Source organism: Candidatus Spongiihabitans sp., assembly GCF_965247905.1.
Taxonomy (GTDB): Bacteria; Pseudomonadota; Gammaproteobacteria; order Arenicellales; family Poriferihabitantaceae; genus Spongiihabitans.
Genome location: NZ_OZ252047.1, coordinates 153,455 through 171,478 on the forward strand (window position 1 = coordinate 153,455; position 18,024 = coordinate 171,478).

General features: G+C 52.3%; 19 protein-coding genes. 6 read left to right on the forward strand and 13 right to left on the reverse strand.

What is annotated here, in order from left to right:
- Positions 1-78: 78 nt before the first annotated feature.
- Both ACP158_RS00895 and ACP158_RS00900 read left to right on the forward strand, forming a co-directional pair.
- The gene (locus ACP158_RS00895) at positions 79-1,263 is read left to right on the forward strand and encodes a M24 family metallopeptidase (RefSeq protein WP_424947128.1); all 1,185 of its coding nucleotides are present in this window, start codon (positions 79-81) and stop codon (positions 1,261-1,263) included.
- A 19-nt stretch (positions 1,264-1,282) separates the two neighbouring features.
- Positions 1,283-1,567 carry a GIY-YIG nuclease family protein gene (locus ACP158_RS00900; protein ID WP_424947129.1) on the forward strand — a complete coding sequence of 95 codons (285 nt, stop codon included), beginning with the start codon at positions 1,283-1,285 and terminating at the stop codon, positions 1,565-1,567.
- A 90-nt stretch (positions 1,568-1,657) separates the two neighbouring features.
- Here ACP158_RS00900 and ACP158_RS00905 read toward each other — a convergent pair whose 3' ends face one another.
- Positions 1,658-2,164, reverse strand: coding sequence for a universal stress protein (locus ACP158_RS00905; RefSeq protein ID WP_424947130.1), 507 nt, complete (start codon positions 2,162-2,164; stop codon positions 1,658-1,660).
- 318 nt (positions 2,165-2,482) lie between these two features.
- On the opposite strand from ACP158_RS00905, the gene ACP158_RS00910 reads away from it, so the two are divergent.
- Both ACP158_RS00910 and ACP158_RS00915 read left to right on the forward strand, forming a co-directional pair.
- Positions 2,483-2,671: a hypothetical protein gene (locus tag ACP158_RS00910; protein WP_424948376.1), complete on the forward strand. Its 189-nt coding sequence runs from the start codon at positions 2,483-2,485 to the stop codon at positions 2,669-2,671.
- A complete protein-coding gene (locus ACP158_RS00915; protein WP_424947131.1) occupies positions 2,668-3,537 on the forward strand; it encodes a sterol desaturase family protein in 870 nt (289 codons plus the stop codon). The genes ACP158_RS00910 and ACP158_RS00915 overlap by 4 nt, the downstream gene beginning before the upstream one ends.
- A gap of 296 nt (positions 3,538-3,833) precedes the next feature.
- Here ACP158_RS00915 and ACP158_RS00920 read toward each other — a convergent pair whose 3' ends face one another.
- Positions 3,834-4,505 carry a Bax inhibitor-1/YccA family protein gene (locus ACP158_RS00920; protein WP_424947132.1) on the reverse strand — a complete coding sequence of 224 codons (672 nt, stop codon included), beginning with the start codon at positions 4,503-4,505 and terminating at the stop codon, positions 3,834-3,836.
- Between the two features lie 266 nt (positions 4,506-4,771).
- Here ACP158_RS00920 and ACP158_RS00925 point away from each other — a divergent pair, with 266 nt between their 5' ends.
- Positions 4,772-5,281 (forward strand): RNA pyrophosphohydrolase, encoded by a 510-nt coding sequence (locus ACP158_RS00925; RefSeq protein ID WP_424947133.1) that lies wholly within the window; start codon positions 4,772-4,774, stop codon positions 5,279-5,281.
- Positions 5,282-5,305: 24 nt separating this feature from the next.
- Here the strand turns inward: ACP158_RS00925 and pmbA are convergent, their stop codons facing one another.
- The 10 genes from pmbA to ACP158_RS00975 form a co-directional block, all read right to left on the reverse strand.
- Complete coding sequence (gene pmbA / locus ACP158_RS00930; RefSeq protein WP_424947134.1) at positions 5,306-6,658, reverse strand: metalloprotease PmbA; 1,353 nt, start codon at positions 6,656-6,658, stop codon at positions 5,306-5,308.
- A 19-nt stretch (positions 6,659-6,677) separates the two neighbouring features.
- Positions 6,678-8,138: a metalloprotease TldD gene (gene tldD / locus ACP158_RS00935; RefSeq protein WP_424947135.1), complete on the reverse strand. Its 1,461-nt coding sequence runs from the start codon at positions 8,136-8,138 to the stop codon at positions 6,678-6,680.
- A gap of 34 nt (positions 8,139-8,172) precedes the next feature.
- Positions 8,173-8,988 (reverse strand): carbon-nitrogen hydrolase family protein, encoded by an 816-nt coding sequence (locus ACP158_RS00940; RefSeq protein WP_424947136.1) that lies wholly within the window; start codon positions 8,986-8,988, stop codon positions 8,173-8,175.
- Positions 8,989-9,103: 115 nt separating this feature from the next.
- Positions 9,104-10,054: a lipoyl synthase gene (gene lipA, locus ACP158_RS00945; RefSeq protein ID WP_424947137.1), complete on the reverse strand. Its 951-nt coding sequence runs from the start codon at positions 10,052-10,054 to the stop codon at positions 9,104-9,106.
- Between the two features lie 170 nt (positions 10,055-10,224).
- Positions 10,225-13,083, reverse strand: a complete 2,859-nt coding sequence (gene gcvP, locus ACP158_RS00950) for an aminomethyl-transferring glycine dehydrogenase (protein WP_424947138.1) — start codon at positions 13,081-13,083, stop codon at positions 10,225-10,227.
- 95 nt (positions 13,084-13,178) lie between these two features.
- Positions 13,179-13,553, reverse strand: coding sequence for a glycine cleavage system protein GcvH (gcvH, locus tag ACP158_RS00955; protein WP_424947139.1), 375 nt, complete (start codon positions 13,551-13,553; stop codon positions 13,179-13,181).
- A 54-nt stretch (positions 13,554-13,607) separates the two neighbouring features.
- Entirely contained in the window at positions 13,608-14,768 is a 1,161-nt protein-coding gene (gene gcvT / locus ACP158_RS00960; protein WP_424947140.1) for a glycine cleavage system aminomethyltransferase GcvT, read from the reverse strand.
- A gap of 32 nt (positions 14,769-14,800) precedes the next feature.
- The gene (locus ACP158_RS00965; protein ID WP_424947141.1) at positions 14,801-15,751 is read right to left on the reverse strand and encodes a hypothetical protein; all 951 of its coding nucleotides are present in this window, start codon (positions 15,749-15,751) and stop codon (positions 14,801-14,803) included.
- A gap of 242 nt (positions 15,752-15,993) precedes the next feature.
- The gene (locus tag ACP158_RS00970) at positions 15,994-16,242 is read right to left on the reverse strand and encodes a hypothetical protein (RefSeq protein ID WP_424947142.1); all 249 of its coding nucleotides are present in this window, start codon (positions 16,240-16,242) and stop codon (positions 15,994-15,996) included.
- Positions 16,233-16,394 carry a hypothetical protein gene (locus tag ACP158_RS00975; protein WP_424947143.1) on the reverse strand — a complete coding sequence of 54 codons (162 nt, stop codon included), beginning with the start codon at positions 16,392-16,394 and terminating at the stop codon, positions 16,233-16,235. Before ACP158_RS00975 ends, ACP158_RS00970 begins: the two co-directional genes overlap by 10 nt.
- Positions 16,395-16,744: 350 nt before the next feature.
- Between ACP158_RS00975 and ACP158_RS00980 the strand changes: the two genes are divergently transcribed.
- Positions 16,745-17,356 (forward strand): LysE family translocator, encoded by a 612-nt coding sequence (locus tag ACP158_RS00980; protein WP_424947144.1) that lies wholly within the window; start codon positions 16,745-16,747, stop codon positions 17,354-17,356.
- 24 nt (positions 17,357-17,380) lie between these two features.
- On the opposite strand, the gene ACP158_RS00985 is transcribed toward ACP158_RS00980, so the two are convergent.
- Positions 17,381-17,800 carry an Lrp/AsnC family transcriptional regulator gene (locus tag ACP158_RS00985; protein ID WP_424947145.1) on the reverse strand — a complete coding sequence of 140 codons (420 nt, stop codon included), beginning with the start codon at positions 17,798-17,800 and terminating at the stop codon, positions 17,381-17,383.
- Between the last annotated feature and the right edge of the window lie 224 nt (positions 17,801-18,024).

An 18,024-nucleotide genomic window follows, 5' to 3' on the forward strand; every position in this document is an offset into this window, starting at 1 on the left:
CCGAATATCTTGCGCTATTGGATGAGGCGTTATCCATCAACCGCGCCTGAGACCTGAACCTGAAACCTGAGCCTGAAAATGACCGCCAAAAACCTGCCATTCGAAAGAGCCGAATATGACCTGCGGCTGGCGCGCGTGCGCAACAGCATGGCTGAAAAATCCCTGGACGCCCTGATCGTCAGCGACCCATCGAATATGTCCTGGCTAACCGGCTACGATGGCTGGTCATTCTACGTTCATCAGTGCGTGATTGTATCTATGGACGGAAATCCACTCTGTTTTGTGCGCGCCCAGGATGCCAATGGCGCCTATCGAACCGTTTGGATGCCCGATGACGATGTGCATGGTTACGACGAAAAACTGGTGCAGAATTTACCCCTCCACCCCATGCAGGAACTGGTTGGCGTACTAAACGGCCGCGGTTTTGCCGCAGGGCGTATTGGCGTGGAAATGGACAATTATTGGTATTCCGCCCAGGCCCATGTTGAATTGGTTAATGGACTGACTGAGGCAACGCTGGTTGACGCCACCGGATTGGTGAACTGGCGGCGCGCCATCAAAAGCGCGCGGGAAATCCGCTACATGAAAATCGCTGGGCAAATTGTCACTGACATGCACCGCCGCATTCGCGAGCGTATCGAACCCGGCCTGCCCAAGAACGAACTAGTGGCCGAGATTTATCATGCTGGCTGCATGGGCATTGATGGGCATGGCGGCGATTATCCCGCCATTGTGCCATTGGTGGCGTCTGGCGCGGATGCGTCGGCAGCCCATTTAACCTGGAACGACCAGCCCTTCAAGTCGGGCGAAGCCACCTCCTTCGAGATCGCCGGTTGTTACAAACGTTATCACTGCCCAACCGCGCGCACCATTTTCCTCGGCCACCCGCCGCAACGGTTTCTCGAGGTGGAAAAAGCCGTGGTGGAAGGCATTGACGCCGCGCTTGAACAAGCCAAGCCGGGCACTCAGTGCCAGGACCTTGCCAATACCTTCTGTGCGATACTCGAAAAACGCACCGGCATCAAAAAACAAAGTCGCTGCGGCTACCCGATTGGCATATCCTATCCGCCGGACTGGGGCGAACGCACCATGAGCCTGCGTCCGGGCGACCAGACGCCACTACAACCGGGCATGACTTTTCATTTCATTCCTGCGGTTTGGCGGGATGACTGGGGACTGGAAATCACCGAAAGTTTTGTGGTCACTGAAAGCGGGGCTGAAACGCTGTCGAATGTGCCGCGGGAATTGGTCATAAAGGAATGACGGCGACATGACGGCCGGCATGACGACATGGGCGATTTACATTATCGAGGCAAGCGATAATTCGTACTACACCGGCATCGCCACCGATGTCGAGCGGCGGTTTGAGGAACATGCTGTTGGCGAGCATGGCGCCAAATATTTTAACGGCAGAACGCCAATCAGAGTGGTCTATCAGGAATATGGGCATACGCGTAGCAGCGCCGGCAAGCGAGAGGCCGAAATCAAAAAACTGAGCCGCCGCCAAAAAGAAACGCTGATTGCCAGCCGCCCACGCGCCACCCACGAGTGTGAACAGGCGGGATGAAGCAGGCTGCACGGTCATTGCCGTGCTGCGACCGTGAGTACGACGTGATGCGCGCTTTGTTCGCGGCATCCACGCCCACGCAGGCGAGCGTTATTGTTCGGGAGGGTGTATGAGCAACACGGGAATTTTTGCTTTTCGGGCTAACAGATCGGCTATATTCCTGAAAAAGAAGCGAGTCACGCCGACCCGGGCACGGGTGGACATAGCCACGAGATTGATTTTGCTCTCGGCGATGACGCGCACAAGCGCGGCCACCGGGTCTTTGCCGAAATCCACCACCAGCGAAACCTCATAACCCGCTTGCTTGAGCCGGTTGGTTACCGGCATCAGTTCGGCCTCGACATGGGCTTTTATGCTGTCTTGCTGCTGGGAAGCGTAAATGGGGTGGAGTGTCGGTCTTACCGGTTCATCACCGGGCATCGGCACATAACCGGCCCCCAGGTCGGGTTCGCCAAAGCCGATGCCACTGGGTGGCTTGGTCACAAAAAATAAAATTAACTCATTCTCGTTAGCAGAAATAAATTTTTCCACATGAGGTAATATTTTTTGGCTAAGCGCGGATTGATTCAGAGGAATCAGGACTTTATTCTTGGACATGGTTAAATCCTCCTGATAACAATCGTAAAATTAGTATGTGTCATGTGCATCATGGGCAAGATTATAAAATATTTGTGCGCGGTAGGCAAAGCGCAATTCGGTATTTAGGTGGTTGAGAATCTACGCCATTGTACACATAAATTCGATCGATGCGCCATCATTCAACGTACGTTCTGTGAACGTCCGGGGTGAAGCAGCGAACCGCCGTGCCAGAGTTGGGCCGGACGCCCCTTGCGCTGCCGTTATGCTACCATTGTCGGTGACCGTGGCAGCCACCTGAGGCATCCCGGCCAGCAATACAAACAACCGGACACGACGATGAAAATGCAAAAACACTGGTATCTTGGTTTTTTAGGCTTGATCGGGATTTATAAAGTTTCGGCTGTGCTTGATTTTTTCCAAGGATTCGGCCAATGGTGGGAGTTGCTCAATTTACTATGGTTCATATGGTTTCTCTACTTTATTCCTGAAGGAAAAAAGGCGAAAATTGAAAGCGGCCAAAAATGAACGCCATTGACGCGCAGTTCGCGGCTTTCGCGGATACGTTTGCAGTACTCGAGTTAATCGGCTTGATTTTCCTGCTGGCTATCGTGTCGGAAACGCTTTGGGATATCCTTACCGGCCAGCGCAAGAAACTCGGTCAGACGGTTGCCAATTTTGCCATCGCGCTCGGCAATCATTTTCTTGAACGCACCCTATATGGTTTGGTCTTTATTTTCGGCTTGTTCTTGGCTGCGCCCTTTGCGCCTTTTTCGATTCCAATAACATGGTGGAGTTGGGCGTTGGCGCTGATTGCGGCTGATCTGACTTACTACTGGATGCATCGCTGGGAGCACGAAATTCGTATTCTATGGGCCTATCACAGTGTGCATCACTCATCATCCGAGTTTAATCTGACCACCGGGCTGCGCCTGGCCTGGGTTGAAGGCTTAATCGAATGGGTGTTTTTTGTGCCGATGATCCTGATTGGGTTTGACGTTGTGCAGACGATCATCGCTCTGGTCATCGTGGTCGCCTATCAGACTTGGATACATACCGAAAAAATAGGAAAATTAGGCTGGGCCGACCGCATTTTCAACACGCCCTCCGTGCATCGCGTCCATCACGGGTCTAACAGGAAATACATCGACAAAAACTACGGCGGAATATTGATTGTTTGGGATAGGCTTTTCGGAACCTATCAGGCAGAAGAGGAAAAGGTGATTTATGGATTAACTTATCTGCTTGGCACCTCAAATCCGCTAACGATTAACGTGCATGAGTATTGGCAAATCATCAAAGACGCGCGGCGCTCAAAGAATATTCACGAACTTTTTGGATATGTTTTTCGACCGCCCGGATGGAAACCAAACAACCGCTTGCAAAATGAATGATTGCGCTTTAATGGGCCGCCGATAAAGCATAAACCACGCACAGTCTTTTGGGCGCGATTTCCTCGCTCAACGGCATGCTGGACATGCCTTTGTGGGCTGTGGATAGCAGATGCATCGGATAAAGCCATTGTTCAATGGCAAAAACCCCGCCCCACAAAAAACAAAATCCGGGCCGGGTTTATTCGCTCAGGTCCATTCGCTCAGGTTCATTCGCGCGGGCCTAAGGCTTATTCTAAATTTATCTTGTCCTTTGTTAAATTCGCGCGTTAAAACAATGCGCTTTGGAATAAAATGAATCAGTCGTCGCCGCCAAATAGCCCGAAAATGCTCAACAAACTGAGGAACAGATTATATATCGCAACATAAAGGGTTACTGTTGCGGAGATATAGTTGGTCTCGCCGCCATGCAGGATTTGGCTGGTCTGAAACAAAATCAAGCCCGACATGAGCAGGATAAACATCGCGGACACCGCCAAACTCAAAGCCGGCATAGGGAAAAACAGCGTCGCCAGTCCAGCGAGAAAAGCAACCAAAATCCCGGCCATGAGCATTCCGCCCATAAAACTGAAATCTTTTCTTGTGACCAAGACATAAACGGAAAGGGACGCGAAAATCGCGCCGGTGCCGCCCAGCGCGGTCATCACAATTTGGCCGCCGTTGGATAGCGTGTTTATGTAGAAATTCAGTATGGGACCGAGGGTCAGCCCCATAAACCCGGTCAATGCAAAGACAAATAATATGCCGAGCGTGGAATTTCGAAATTTGCTGGTTAAAAACAACAACCCGAAATATCCCGCTATGGTAATAATCATACCCATTGGCGGGAAATTCATCGCCATAGACACGCCCGCGGTTACGGCGCTAAATAGCAGTGTCAGCGAGAGCAATAAGTAGGTATTTCGCAATACCCGGTTGAGTTCTATACCACGGGAAACCGGTCTTGTAACCGCAGCTTCAAATCTAGCCATTTCAATACCTCTTATAAGGATTAGCAAATCAGGTTTATGCCACACCACTTAGTGCGCGCATTATAGCGCACATCTTAATTGCGCGACGATATCACCTCGTATTGTATATTAAATATTGGCAAACACACAAATTTCAAGTGGTTATCCTGTCGATATCAAATAAACGAGAGATACAGTCTATTCCAATCCTAAAATGATACTGAACCGGGGATTACCATTAATGACATGGGGTTGAAATTATTGTTGCCAGCAAATAGGATAAAGCGGTGCAATACCATAGCCAAAAACAACAAATAGACCAACAGGGTTATCGGAAGAATGTCGGTATTATTGTCTGCAATAATCAGCATCAGGTGTTATGGGCGCGGCGTGCCAAACACGATGGCTGGCAATTCCCCCAAGGCGGTGTTGAGCGCGGGGAATCGGCGCTGGATGCGGCATTTCGGGAATTACACGAGGAAGTCGGCCTCGCAAGCGCGCACGTAAAACTTTTGGGCAGCACCGAAAACTGGTTGCGCTACGAGGTGCCCTACGCGACAAAAAACCAACATTATCTAACCACCAAACAATTTCGTGGCCAAAAGCAACGGTGGTTTTTATTCCATCTGCTGGCCGAGGAATCCTGCGTTAAACTGGATATTGCAAAGAACCCGGAGTTTGACCGCTGGCGCTGGGTGGATTATTGGCGGCCATTGGCGGAAATTGTGGAATTTAAGCGCGGTGTTTACAAAAAAGCGCTCACGGAACTGGAGTCGTTGCTGCCCGCCGCCGTTTAACCGGCGCGGGAATGGGCGTAAGTTTCACTTACCAGCCACGGTCATTTTTTCAATCAATATGGAGCCCGTTCTAACATTCCCGCGCTCATCGACATCGCTTCCAACCGCCGCGAATCCCTTGAATATTTCTGTTAGATTACCGGCGATAGTGAACTCCTGAACCGGGTACTGAATCTCGCCATTTTCAACCCAAAACCCAAACGCACCCCTGGAATAATCGCCGGTAACGGTATTTACCCCGAAGCCAATCAATTCACTTATCACCAATCCTTTGCCCATATCTTTTATCATTTTTTCGAGGCCATCATCGACGGTGCTTTCGATAGTCAGGTTATGCACACCTCCGGCGTTGCCGGTAGTCTTCAAACCCAACTTTCGTGCCGCGTAACAATTCAAGACATAACTTTCCAAAACGCCGTCGCTGACAATTTTATGTTCACTCGTGGCTACCCCTTCGCTATCGAATACCGCGCTTCCGGCCGCTTTCGACAACAGCGGTTGTTCATAAATTTGCACCGTTTGCGGGAAAATTTGCTGACCCCTCTTATCCAGCAAGAAACTTGCTTTTCGATACAAACTTGAACCGCTAATAGCCGAAATTAAATGCGACAGCAGACTCGCTGCCACGCCCGGTTCGAAAATCACCGGGTGCTCACCGGTTTTGATTTTTCTGGCATCCAGTCTGCGAATTGTTCTGCGCGCCGCTTCCCGACCGATTTCGTCTGCCGGCATCAAGTCACCCGAACGCCGTTTGCTGTCGTACCAATAATCCCGCTGCATTGCATCGCCGGCGCCGGCGATCACCGAACAACTGGCGCTATGCCGGCTGCCTCGAGCAAACCCTTTGAAGCCATTTGAATTGACATATAGATCAACACCATCATGGCTGGACAGCGTCGCCCCTTCGGTATTAGATATTCTCGAATCGCTGGTCAGTGCGGCATCTTCACATAGAGTCGCAATTTCTATAGCCTGGTGCATATTTATCGCCCACGGATGGCTAAGGTCGAGATCTGGAAATTCTGTAGCCAATAACTCAATATCCGCCAAACCATTAAACTCATCTTGTTCGGTAAATTTTGCAATGTTGCATGCAGAATTGACGCTGGATTTAATCGCATCAGAGGAAAAATCCGTAGTCGATGCGCTACCGCTTTTGTGTCCAAAATAAACAGTGACACCCAAATTTTTGTCGCGGTTGTATTCCACCGTTTCCACTTCACCCTGTCGCACAGTGACCGACATTCCCTGTCCCTGATCAATGGATAGTTCGGACATCCCCGCGCCCTGCCTTTTCGCTTCATCCAATGCAATCTCGGCGACCGCCAATAACTTTTGCTCCAGTTCGGACTGAGGCTGGGGATGCCATGCGCTCATCACCGTCATGATGCGACCATTAAACCGCGGCCCCGCCGACGGTAAGTCCATCGATGCGCATGGTCGGCTGCCCCACGCCGACCGGCACACTTTGACCTTCCTTGCCGCAGACGCCGACGCCGCTGTCCAATGCCAGATCATTGCCTAACATCGAGACGCGGTTAAGCACCTCGGGACCATTGCCAATCAAGGTCGCCCCTTTCACCGGATAAGTCACCTTGCCCTGTTCAATCATATACGCTTCGGAAGCGCTGAACACGAATTTCCCCGAAGTAATGTCAACTTGCCCGCCGCCAAAATTGACCGCATACAAGCCCTGGTCCACCGAGCCGATAATCTCCTGCGGGTCATGCTCGCCGGCATGCATATAGGTATTGGTCATTCTCGGCATGGGTAAATGGGCATAGGATTCTCGCCGCCCATTGCCGGTGGGCGGCATGTTCATCAGCCGGGCGTTTAGTTGATCCTGCATATAACCTTTGAGAATTCCTTGTTCAATAAGCACGGTATTTTGACTGGGCTGCCCCTCGTCATCAATGGACAGCGAGCCACGGCGGTTTGCAAGCGTGCCGTCATCCACCACGGTGCATAACGCTGACGCTACTTGCTCGCCGATTCGGCCGCTGAATGCTGAGGTGCGCTTGCGGTTGAAGTCGCCTTCCAAGCCATGACCAATCGCTTCGTGCAATAAAATTCCCGGCCACCCTGGGCCGAGCACCACAATCATTTCTCCAGCCGGCGCTTGCCTGGATTCCAGATTCACCAAGGCTTGCCTTACCGCTTCTTCGGCATATTCGTGGGCGCGGCAGATTCCACCATGTTGCTCGGTGAAATAGTGATAGGCATAACGCCCGCCGCCGCCCGAAGAGCCTTGCTCTCGCCGCCCCTTATCCTCGACAATGACGCTGACATTCATTCTCACCAGCGGCCGGATGTCAGCCGCCAGTTGGCCATCGTAGCGCGCCACTAAAATCACATCCTGAGAACCGGTCAGACTCACCATGACTTGCGCCACGCGCGAGTCCATGCGCCGTGCGACTTGTTCGACTTCCTTAATCAAGTTCACTTTGTCGCGGTCGGCCATTGAGCCGAGAGGATCATGCGGCTGGTAGCGTCTTTTGATATTGCGGTCATCGCCGTGAATCTTGATTTGCTGATGGTCGCGACCACTGCGCGCAATGGATTTCGCCGCTTCTGCCGCATCGGTGAGCGCCGGCAGCAAAATTTCGTCGCAGTAGGCGAAACCGGTTTTCTCGCCGCTTACCGCCCGAATCCCGACCCCTTGATCAATGCCGCAGCTTCCCGATTTAACCGTGCCTTCGTCCATGTACCAGGCTTCATGCCGTGAATACTGGAAATACAAATCGGCATAGTCGATCTGCGACCCCATAACCCGGTTCAGGGTTTGAATCAGCTCATGGTCGCCTAAACCGGTGGGGCTTAGCAAGAGTTCGGTGGCTGTTTGCAGTTGGTCAGACATAAAATATTAAGCTCTTGTCAGTGGTGCGGTTTTTTCAAAACAAGTCAGGCCGGCAGTGCTTTAACGATGGAAGTTGCTCACGGATACGCTGCAGCAAATCCAAATCAATGTCAGCGATGACAACGCCACATTCAGATTGCAACTCGCTTATCACTTTCCCCCAAGGGTCAATAATAACAGTATGTCCCCAGGTTTTGCGTGCGCGGTTATGCACGCCGGTTTGCGCCGCAGCGACCACAAAACAACCATTCTCAATGGCTCTGGCGGTCAGCAGCGGCAGCCAATGACTTTGCCCCGTGGTCTGGGAAAACGCCGCCGGCACCACTAATATCCGGGCGCCCAACTGAGTGAGTTTACGGTACATTTCGGGAAATCGCAGATCGTAACAGATGCTCAATCCGATTTTTCCCAGCGGTGAGTCCATGACCTCGAATGAATTTCCCGGTTCGGTGTAATCCGATTCGCAATAACATTCGCCACCGGACAGGGTCACGTCAAACAAGAATATTTTGTCATAGCGCGCGACACGATTGCCGTTGTTGTCGTAGGCCAACAAGGTATTGGTCACTTTGGTCGGGTGGCTGGATTTAAGCGGCACGCTACCGCCGATGATCCAAACATTTCGGCTATTGGCGATGGCCGACAAAAAATCCTGTATCTTTCCCTGGCCATCCTGTTCGGCGCATTGCAATAGCTGCCGCCGACTGCTTTGCATCAACCCAAAACACTCGGGCAGTACAATTAATTCGGCGCCTTGCTCTTTTGCCCGATCAATTTGCGCCCGAACATCGACAAGATTTTGCTCAATATCATCACTGGCGTTGGTTTGAATCGCTGCAATCTTCGACATATCTATAGTTAATAACGGTTTTCGCGTTAACGCATCCTGTCCACACGGTCAGCCGGGGATCATAATCATTCCAGGATGGGAATAGACTCAAGCGAACATGACAATGGCAAACGGCTCAAATCGTGGAATGCGCCTGCACATCGGCGTGGTAGGACGATCTGACCATCGCTCCAGACGCGACATTGGCGAATCCCAGCGCCGCTCCAATCTCGCCCAATTCCGCAAATTCGTCCGGATGCCAATACCGTTGCACCGGTAAATGGTGGCGGCTGGGCTGCAAGTATTGTCCGAGGGTGAGCATTTCCACCTCATGCCGGCGCAAATCCTTCATTACCTCGATCACTTCATCGCGGGTTTCGCCGAGCCCCAGCATGATGCCAGACTTGGTCGGCACAGCCGGTTGGTTTCGCTTCATGCGTTGCAAAAGATCCAGCGAATATTGATAGTCCGCTCCCGGTCGCGCCTGTTTATACAATCGCGCCACCGTCTCCAGATTATGATTGAACACATCGGCCGGGGATTTTTCCAGAATCTCCACGGCAACGTCTATTCTGCCGCGAAAATCCGGCGTGAGAATCTCAATTTTCGTATTTGGACACCGAGATCGAAGCGCGCGGATACACGCTACAAAATGGGTTGCGCCGCCATCGCGCAAATCATCGCGATCCACGGAAGTGATGACCACATAGTTCAGGCCCATCGCGGCCACGGTTTCAGCGAGATTGCGCGGTTCATCCGCGTCCAGCGGGTTCGGGCGGCCGTGCGCGATAGCGCAGAACGGGCAGCGCCGGGTGCAAATATCGCCCATGATTAAAAATGTCGCCGTGCCGTTGCCGAAGCATTCGCCGAGATTGGGACAGGCGGCCTCCTCGCAAACGGTGTGCAATCCTTTTGACCGCAGTATTTTCTTGAGTTCCGAAACCGCTGGAGTGCCGGTGAAACTGGCGCGAATCCATTGCGGTTTTCTGAGCAGTTGGTGGCGCGCCAAGGGCGCAATTTTAACCGGAATGCGCGCCATCTTCGCGGCGCCGCGCAACTTCTCGCCTTTTACAATTGTTGTCGCCATATTGTTATCCGTAGAAAAAAATTATCCTATCCGCAGATGACGCAGATTAACGCAGATAAAAAAAAGATTAATATTTGGATTGAAAAAAGCCATGCTTATCAATTTTGTAACAACTCGTCTTGCATATAAAATTAAATCTGTGAAAATCTGCGTCATCTGCGGATAATTCTTTACGCATAATCCGACATCGGCGGGCGACTGCATACCAGATTTTTGTCGCCATAGACATTGTCCACGCGTCCCACCGGCGGCCAGAATTTATTGTGGCGGGCGGCTTCGGTGGGAAAGAAGGCACGCTCGCGCGAATAGGGCGCATTCCAGTCGTCCTTGACCAGCAGATGATAACTATGCGGGGCGTTGGTCAACAGGCTGTTTTCCAAGGTTGCCTTGCCCTGTTCTATTTCCCGAATCTCCGCGCGGATCAAAATCAAGGCATCGCAAAATCGGTCGATCTCCTCCTTGGATTCGCTCTCGGTCGGCTCGATCATCAGCGAGTCCGGCACCGGCCACGACATGGTCGGCGCGTGAAAACCGTAGTCGATCAATCGCTTGGCAACATCCTCGACGGTCACCCCGCAAGCCTCCTTGATCGGCGCCAAGTTGATGACGCATTCATGCGCGACGCGCCCGCTCTTGCCTTTATAGACCACCGGATAATGCGGATCCAGGCGATGGGCGATGTAGTTCGCGTTCAAGATAGCGACCTGGGTTGAGCGCTTTAATCCATGCTTGCCGAGCAGCCGCATATAGGCCCACGAAATCGGCAGGATCAGCGGCGAGCCCCACGGCGCCGCGGATACCGTGCCCAATGGGCTGGAGCCGCCGCGGTTGCACCTGACCACCGGATGGTCGGGCAGAAACGGCAGCAGGTGTTTTTTCATGCCAATCGGACCCATGCCGGGGCCGCCGCCGCCATGCGGAATGGCGAAGGTCTTGTGCAGGTTAAGGTGCATGACATCGGCGCCGATCTCGGCCGGTCGGCAGATGCCGACCATGGCGTTCATGTTGGCGCCATCCATATAAACCTGGCCGCCGTTGGCATGCACCAGGTCGCAAATTTCCTTGATGGATTCCTCAAAAACACCGTGGGTGGAGGGATAGGTCACCATCGTCGCGGCTAACTGGTCGGCGTGTTGCTCGGCTTTTTCCTCGAAGTCGGCGAGGTCGATGTTGCCGTGCTGGTCGCACTTGACCACCACCACTTTCATCCCGGCCATGACCGCGCTGGCCGGATTGGTGCCGTGCGCCGAGGACGGGATCAGGCAGACGTTGCGCTGCGCGTTGCCTTGCGCATGATGGAATGCGCGGATGCACAATAGCCCGGTGTATTCGCCCTGCGAGCCGGCGTTGGGCTGGAAGGTGAAGCCGTCAAAGCCGGTGATTTCGCACAGCATCGAGTCCAGCCGATTGATTATTCGATGATAACCCTTGGTGTGCTTGGCCGGCGCGAACGGGTGAATGTGCGCGAATAATGGATTGGAGATCGGCTCCATCTCCGAGGCCGCGTTCAGTTTCATGGTGCACGAGCCAAGCGGAATCATGGCACGCGCCAAGGTGATGTCCTTGCTCGCGGTCTTGCGCAAGTAGCGCATGAACTCGGTTTCCGAGCGGTAGCGGTGGAAAATCGGGTGGATGAGAAAATCGCTGGTGCGCTTCAGGTCATCGGGGATGGACTGCGGCAAGTCGATGTCAAACAACGTGCCGCTGACTTGCTCGGCGGTGGTGCCGGCAAATACCTCCAGCAGCCCAACGATTTTTTCGCGCGAGATGGTTTCGTCCAGGCTGATGCCTAAATGATCGTCGTCGACCAGCCGCAAGTTATAGCCAGCCTGTTCGGCTTTGTCCTGAATTCTTTTCGCTTGGCCCGCGACGCGGATAAGCAGGGTGTCAAAAAATTGATCGTGGACAATCTCAAACCCCAGGCTTTTTAGTTCCTGCGCCAACGCGCGCGCCAGGCGATTGACGCCGCTGGCGATGCGGGTCAAGCCTTCGGGGCCATGATACATGGCGTACACCGTGGCCATGATCGCCAGCAACACTTGCGAGGTGCAGATGTTGCTGGTGGCTTTGTCGCGGCGGATGTGCTGCTCGCGGGTTTGCAGCGCCATGCGGTAGGCCAGATTGCCGTTGACATCAATGGTCGCGCCGATCAACCGGCCGGGCAAGGCGCGCTTGTATTTCTCATGCGTCGCCATATACGCCGCGTGCGGCCCGCCGAAGCCCATCGGCACGCCGAATCGTTGCGTGCTGCCGACGGCGATGTCGGCGCCCATTTCACCGGGCGGTTTGAGCAGGGTCAGCGCCAGCGGGTCCGCGGCCATGATCACCAGCGCGCCTTGCGATTTCAGTTTGGCGACGACGGCGGCATGCTCGCGCACTTGCCCGGACGCGCCCGGGTATTGCAGCAACCCGGCAAAATACTCGCCGTTTTCAATCTCATCCTCGGTGTCGCCGACCACGACCTCGATTCCCAACGGCTCGGCGCGGGTTTGCACCACCGCAATGGTCTGCGGCAGGCAATCCTGGTCGACCCAAAATCGGCTGGACTTGCTTTTCGCCACGCGCCGGGCAACCAGCATGGCTTCGGCCGCGGCCGTGGCTTCGTCCAACAATGACGCATTGGCAAGTTCCATGCCGGTCAAGTCCATGATCATCTGCTGAAAAGTGATCAGGATTTCCAGCCGCGCCTGACTGACTTCCGGTTGGTAAGGCGTGTAGGCGGTGTACCAATCCGGGTTTTCCATCACATTGCGACGAATCACCGGCGGCGTTACCGTGCCATAATAGCCGAGCCCGATCATGGAAATCGCCGCTGTGTTATCGGCCGCAATCTGGCGGCTGAGTTTATTCAGGCGGTTTTCATCCAGCGAGCGCGGCAGGGAAAACTCGTTTTTGCTCTGGATGGACGCGGGAATGGTTTGCTCGATCAGATCATCCAGCGAGGCGACCCCGAGTTGGTCCAGCATCGCGGTGATCTGCTCCGGGCTGGAACCAATGTGTCGGACGGTGAAATCATCGGCTCTAGGCATGGCGACTCCTGTTAGTTATGAGTTATGGTGATGCGGTGGCACATTAATATGTGGCGTGATGGTGGTGACGGCGACGGTGACAGGCGAGTTCATCGTCAATCCAACTCATCAACAAACTTTTTATACGCATCCGCGTCCATCAAGTCGTCAAGTTGCATCGTGTCATCGGCGCTCAGTTTATAAAACCAGCCATCGCCCTCGGGCGCATCGTTGACCAGTTCGGGCGCGCCATCCAGGTTGTCATTACGCTCGGTCACCGTGCCAGACAGCGGCGACTTGACATCGGACGCGGCTTTGACCGACTCCACCACCGCGGCGTCATCGCCTTGCGCCAGCGTCGCGCCGACCGCGGGCAACTCGACGTAGACGATTTCGCCTAACTGCTCTTGGGCGTAGTCGGTGATGCCGACCGTATGCGCGCCGTCCTGCTCGCGCACCCATTCATGATCTTTGGTGTATTTAGTTGTCATCTGGTTACCTCGGTTTGGTTTTGACAGGGATTCGCTGTACGCGAGTATAAATTATCAGCGGTAAAAATTGGGCGCCACGAACGGCAGTTTGGCGACCGTCACCGGCAGCAGTCGACCGCGCACGCGCGCTTGCAACGCGGTGCCGAGCGCGGCGTGTGCAAGGGCGACATAGCCCATGCAAATCGGCTTGCCGAGGCTGGGACTGAAGCCGCCGCTGGTCACCATGCCGACCGACTCCACATGGTCATCGCCGCCGTCGCTGGCAAAAAGTTCCGCGCCTTCGCGGATGGGCGCGCGTCCGTCCGGTAGCAGTCCGACTCGACGGCGTGCGCTGTGGTTCGGGATTTGCGGCAAAATAATGTCATCACCGGGAAAGCCGCCGGCGCGCTCGCCGCCACGGCGTCTTGCTTTGGACACGGCCCATAACAGATTGCCTTCAATCGGGGTGGTTGCGGTAGTAATATCGTGGCCATACAAACATAAACCGGCTTCCAGGCGCAACGAATCCCTGGCCCCCAACCCGACCCATTTGACCGCGGCGTCGGCCAGCAAGCGGCGTGCCACTTGTACGGCGTGCGCCGCCGCCATGGAGAGTTCAAAGCCGTCCTCGCCGGTGTAGCCCGAGCGCGAAGCGATGCAGGCGACGCCGTCAATATTCAACTCGCGCACACCCATAAACTTCATCTCGCCGAGGTCGTGACCGATATCGCAGCCGAGATTCGTCAGCACCGTGGCCGCGGCCGGGCCCTGCAACGCCAGCAACGCCAAGTCGTCGGCCAAGGCGAGTTGCTGGGTGGGCGCGAGGTGCTGTTGCAAATGCGCGAAATCGTTCGCCTTGCACGCGGCGTTGACCACCAGATTGAAATGCTCGCCCAAGTTCTGCACCATTAAATCATCAATGATGCCGCCATCGTCGTTGGTCAGCAGCGCATATTTCTGGCGCTGGCGCGGCAGCGCAACCAGGTCCACCGGCATCAGCGTCTCCAGCGCGTCCGCGGTACGCTCGACGCACCCGTCTTTATCGCGCACCGAAATCTGCCCCATGTGCGAGACATCAAACAAACCGGCCGCCGCGCGGGTATGCAGATGCTCCTTGATGATGCCGTCGGGGTAGTTCACCGGCATTTCATAGCCGGCGAACGGCACGATTTTTGCGCTGGCCTCGCGGTGCAAGTCAAACAGCGCGGTGCGTTGCAGATTTTCGGATGAGTTCATTATCGAATGAGGACCGTCATTGCATATATTTTTCATTTTTCGGCACGCAGGTTTTTCGTGGATTGGCGATACTCGGCGCATGTTTCCAGATAACGCGCTGTGCTCACCGGCATCGGCACGCGCACATTTGCAATCCAGGTCATTAAATCTTTTCCCGAGCGCAACAAGATTGTGCCGCGTTTGATGTGTCTTTCCAACTTATTGTTTGCATTTTCGGGAATAGTGGCGCGAAAGTCGAGGATTTTTTCGCCGTCAGCGATAAATTCCGGCCATATCGCCAAATAGTTTGGATCGCTGCGAAGGATTTCACATTCGTATTTGGCGATGCCGATGAAATCTTCCACCAAGGGCTTTGCTTGGGAGAACCATTGCAGGCAACAAAGCGTGGCTTGAATGGTCTCTCCGACTCGGTCAATTTCGCGCATGGCTTGGGCGATTTTGCGGTAGCGGCTACAGTAGTAATCGGCGATGGACATGGTGAACACTTTCACCGGCTCGCCCCAAAGCTCGTCCACGCCTTCTTCGCCGCTATGATGTTTTACATTGCCGGACAACGACAGGGCTTCCGAGAAACAACTGGAGCATTGACGCATGAAATCATCGTCTTTGGTGATTTTGATGCCGCTTTCTTCAAGATCAACAATGGCAGTGAATATATCCGTGGCGCGATTAAACAGCGCGCCGGCCAGCATGGCGGCATTGACCCGCTTTCGATCAGGATTACTTTCGTTTTCATATGCCGCCCGAACCTCATCCAACTTTTCCCCGGGCGTGTTAATGCCGGGTTCGGTATGATGAAAGGTGCGGCGGGTCAGGGCGTCCAGCAGTTTCTTTTTTTCGGTGAGGGTTTCTTGCGGGGGCGGATAATAGCGAATCCAGTAGTCATCGTAAAAGATATGCGCCACGCCATCGGTTTTGCTGATGGTGCCGTTTTCGATCTGAGTATTTTCCTCGATGGTCATTTTTGTTCGGAGACTTCGCATAATAAACTTGTTTCAAGGGTGCAGTCGCGAACCCTGCGGAAAATTCTCTTGTTCAGCCCGATTTGGACAATATTTTAACATGATTGTACATTTTGCCTGTTGTCATTAGATGTGCATCAGCTGGAAAATTCATAAAAATCCATATTTAAAGAGGCATCCTAATGAAGTCATGGCTATTGTGCGGTAATCAAAAAAGGTTCAAGATACTTTAAGGTATAGTGAAATGGTCATAACTAACTGTTCTATAAATGAAAAACAAGTATGTCATTATTTGTCATTCTCGCCGGCAGGCGGGGATCCAGAGTGGCGTAGCCGCCGGTTGCGTCACGCTTTGCGTGACAATTATTTACCATTGTCTTCTCAAAAGGACACATTGCCTTCCGATTCACCACTGCCCCCCAACCCGTCATTCTCGCCGAAGGCGGGAATCCAGTTAAATATCTGTCACGCAAAGCGTGACTCTTTTTGGCATCCGGCTTTGCTAGACACAAACCGGCGGCTTCGCCGCATAAGGAGTCCGGCTACGCCGGACGGCATATTCCACTGGATTGCCCGGCCAATAATAATATGGGCCGGGCAATGACGAATGATAAGTAATAGAGCACGTTTTAGTGTCACGCTTCGCGTGACACTTATTTACCATTGTCTTCTCAAAAGGAATTATCGCCTTCCGATTCACCATTGTCCCCCCAGCCCGTCATTCTCGCCGCAGGCGGGAATCCAGTTAAAATATGTCTTCCGGCGTAGCCGGACCCCTTTGAAAGAGTGTGAGTTTCGCTTCAATATGCGCCACGAAAATGGGTGTCAATATCTGCTAAAATCTATCCGAAATCGACCGCTTAAAGTATCTTGAACCTCAAAAAATGATGTAAGCAAATATGTCGGATTTGTATATAACAATCATACAGACATTATTAGTGTGGTTCTGAACAATAATGCTGATTCAATTGACTATGTAGCCAAATCAGTCATACCTAAATTAGGAACATCCTGATGTTTGATGCTCAATCTCTTTATGTTTATGTGGCGGCAGTCATTGTTTTGATGATTACTCCCGGGCCTGATATGGTTTATGTGGTTTCCAATGGTATCAGTTATGGGAAAAAAGGCGGGCTGTATTCCGCGTTGGGTGTCGGCATCGGCGGGTTAATGCTGACCTTGATATCGGCTTTTGGCGTTTCTGCTTTGGTGGAACTATTTCCCGGATCGTTGTTGCTTATACAGTACGCTGGCGCGTGTTATTTATTGTGGCTCGCCTATCAGGTATGGAGGTCGTCCGTCAGCGCGTACTCATTGGAAAACAGGACAACAAAAAAAGAATTATTGTTACGAGGAATATTGATTAATATTCTGAACCCAAAAGCCCTTATATTTTTTATGGCGTTCATTCCGCAATTTGTCAATGAAGAATTGGGTAATACCAGTTACCAAATAATTTTTCTCGGCCTATTGCTGACAGTAATCGGGACGACTATAAACTCATTATACGGTTTGTTTAGTGGGTCGATAGGAAATTCGTTGTTAAAAAATGATAAGTATTTAAGGTATCAAAAATATTTGTTGTGCATTATTTTTGCTGGGTTGGCAATTAGACTTTTCTTTTAATCTGGAAGAAACACAGAATAATGACTAAAAACATTCATGCTGGACAATCGTGGTATTAGCAAATGTTACGCCTTCTGTATTGTGTATATCCAATCTTAATTGATGCAATTCTTTTATGCCGGAGACAGAAGCGAATATGACAAAATCGTATTCACCAAATACATAACTGCAATTTTTTGCCCCTTGTAGCGTTTTAAATTTCTCGGCGGCGTCAATGCAGTGTATTTTTTCGCATTTTATTACGATATAGGCTGATATTTTATGTATTCTATCAATGTCTCCACGTTCAATAGTGAACCTTTTTATGATACCTTTATTTTTTAGACCATTTATTAAGTTATAAGCAGTGCTTCTTGAGATATTCATATTTCTGCAGATTTTTTGAATAGATATTCGACTATCTTTTTCAAGCAACAATAAAATATTTTTTTCATTTGAGGTCATCGAATCTCACCGATTGCTTCTGTTAATGCCGGGGCGGATAATAGCGAATCCAGTAGTCATCGTAAAAGATATGCGCCACGCCATCGGTTTTGCTGATGGTGCCGTTTTCAACGGGCTTGGTCTTTGGCGTTGGCATCGTAGAAAGAATTATCCGCAGATGACGCAGATGAACGCAGATTTAATTATTAAATCTTTATCTGTGAATATCTGAGTCATCTGCGGAT

Excerpts from the sequence above, each read along its gene's own strand:
- ACP158_RS00910 (WP_424948376.1), top strand. The coding sequence starts at position 2,483 with ATGAAAATGCAAAAACACTGGTATCTTGGTTTTTTAGGCTTGATCGGG.
- ACP158_RS00985 (WP_424947145.1), bottom strand. The coding sequence starts at position 17,800 with ATGACCTCAAATGAAAAAAATATTTTATTGTTGCTTGAAAAAGATAGT.
- ACP158_RS00965 (WP_424947141.1), bottom strand. The coding sequence starts at position 15,751 with ATGCGAAGTCTCCGAACAAAAATGACCATCGAGGAAAATACTCAGATC.
- gcvH (WP_424947139.1), bottom strand. The coding sequence starts at position 13,553 with ATGACAACTAAATACACCAAAGATCATGAATGGGTGCGCGAGCAGGAC.
- ACP158_RS00980 (WP_424947144.1), top strand. The coding sequence starts at position 16,745 with ATGTTTGATGCTCAATCTCTTTATGTTTATGTGGCGGCAGTCATTGTT.
- tldD (WP_424947135.1), bottom strand. The coding sequence starts at position 8,138 with ATGTCTGACCAACTGCAAACAGCCACCGAACTCTTGCTAAGCCCCACC.
- ACP158_RS00895 (WP_424947128.1), top strand. The coding sequence starts at position 79 with ATGACCGCCAAAAACCTGCCATTCGAAAGAGCCGAATATGACCTGCGG.
- gcvT (WP_424947140.1), bottom strand. The coding sequence starts at position 14,768 with ATGAACTCATCCGAAAATCTGCAACGCACCGCGCTGTTTGACTTGCAC.
- ACP158_RS00915 (WP_424947131.1), top strand. The coding sequence starts at position 2,668 with ATGAACGCCATTGACGCGCAGTTCGCGGCTTTCGCGGATACGTTTGCA.
- ACP158_RS00920 (WP_424947132.1), bottom strand. The coding sequence starts at position 4,505 with ATGGCTAGATTTGAAGCTGCGGTTACAAGACCGGTTTCCCGTGGTATA.
- lipA (WP_424947137.1), bottom strand. The coding sequence starts at position 10,054 with ATGGCGACAACAATTGTAAAAGGCGAGAAGTTGCGCGGCGCCGCGAAG.
- gcvP (WP_424947138.1), bottom strand. The coding sequence starts at position 13,083 with ATGCCTAGAGCCGATGATTTCACCGTCCGACACATTGGTTCCAGCCCG.
- ACP158_RS00900 (WP_424947129.1), top strand. The coding sequence starts at position 1,283 with ATGACGACATGGGCGATTTACATTATCGAGGCAAGCGATAATTCGTAC.
- pmbA (WP_424947134.1), bottom strand. The coding sequence starts at position 6,658 with ATGAGCGCATGGCATCCCCAGCCTCAGTCCGAACTGGAGCAAAAGTTA.
- ACP158_RS00975 (WP_424947143.1), bottom strand. The coding sequence starts at position 16,394 with ATGGTAAATAAGTGTCACGCGAAGCGTGACACTAAAACGTGCTCTATT.
- ACP158_RS00940 (WP_424947136.1), bottom strand. The coding sequence starts at position 8,988 with ATGTCGAAGATTGCAGCGATTCAAACCAACGCCAGTGATGATATTGAG.
- ACP158_RS00905 (WP_424947130.1), bottom strand. The coding sequence starts at position 2,164 with ATGTCCAAGAATAAAGTCCTGATTCCTCTGAATCAATCCGCGCTTAGC.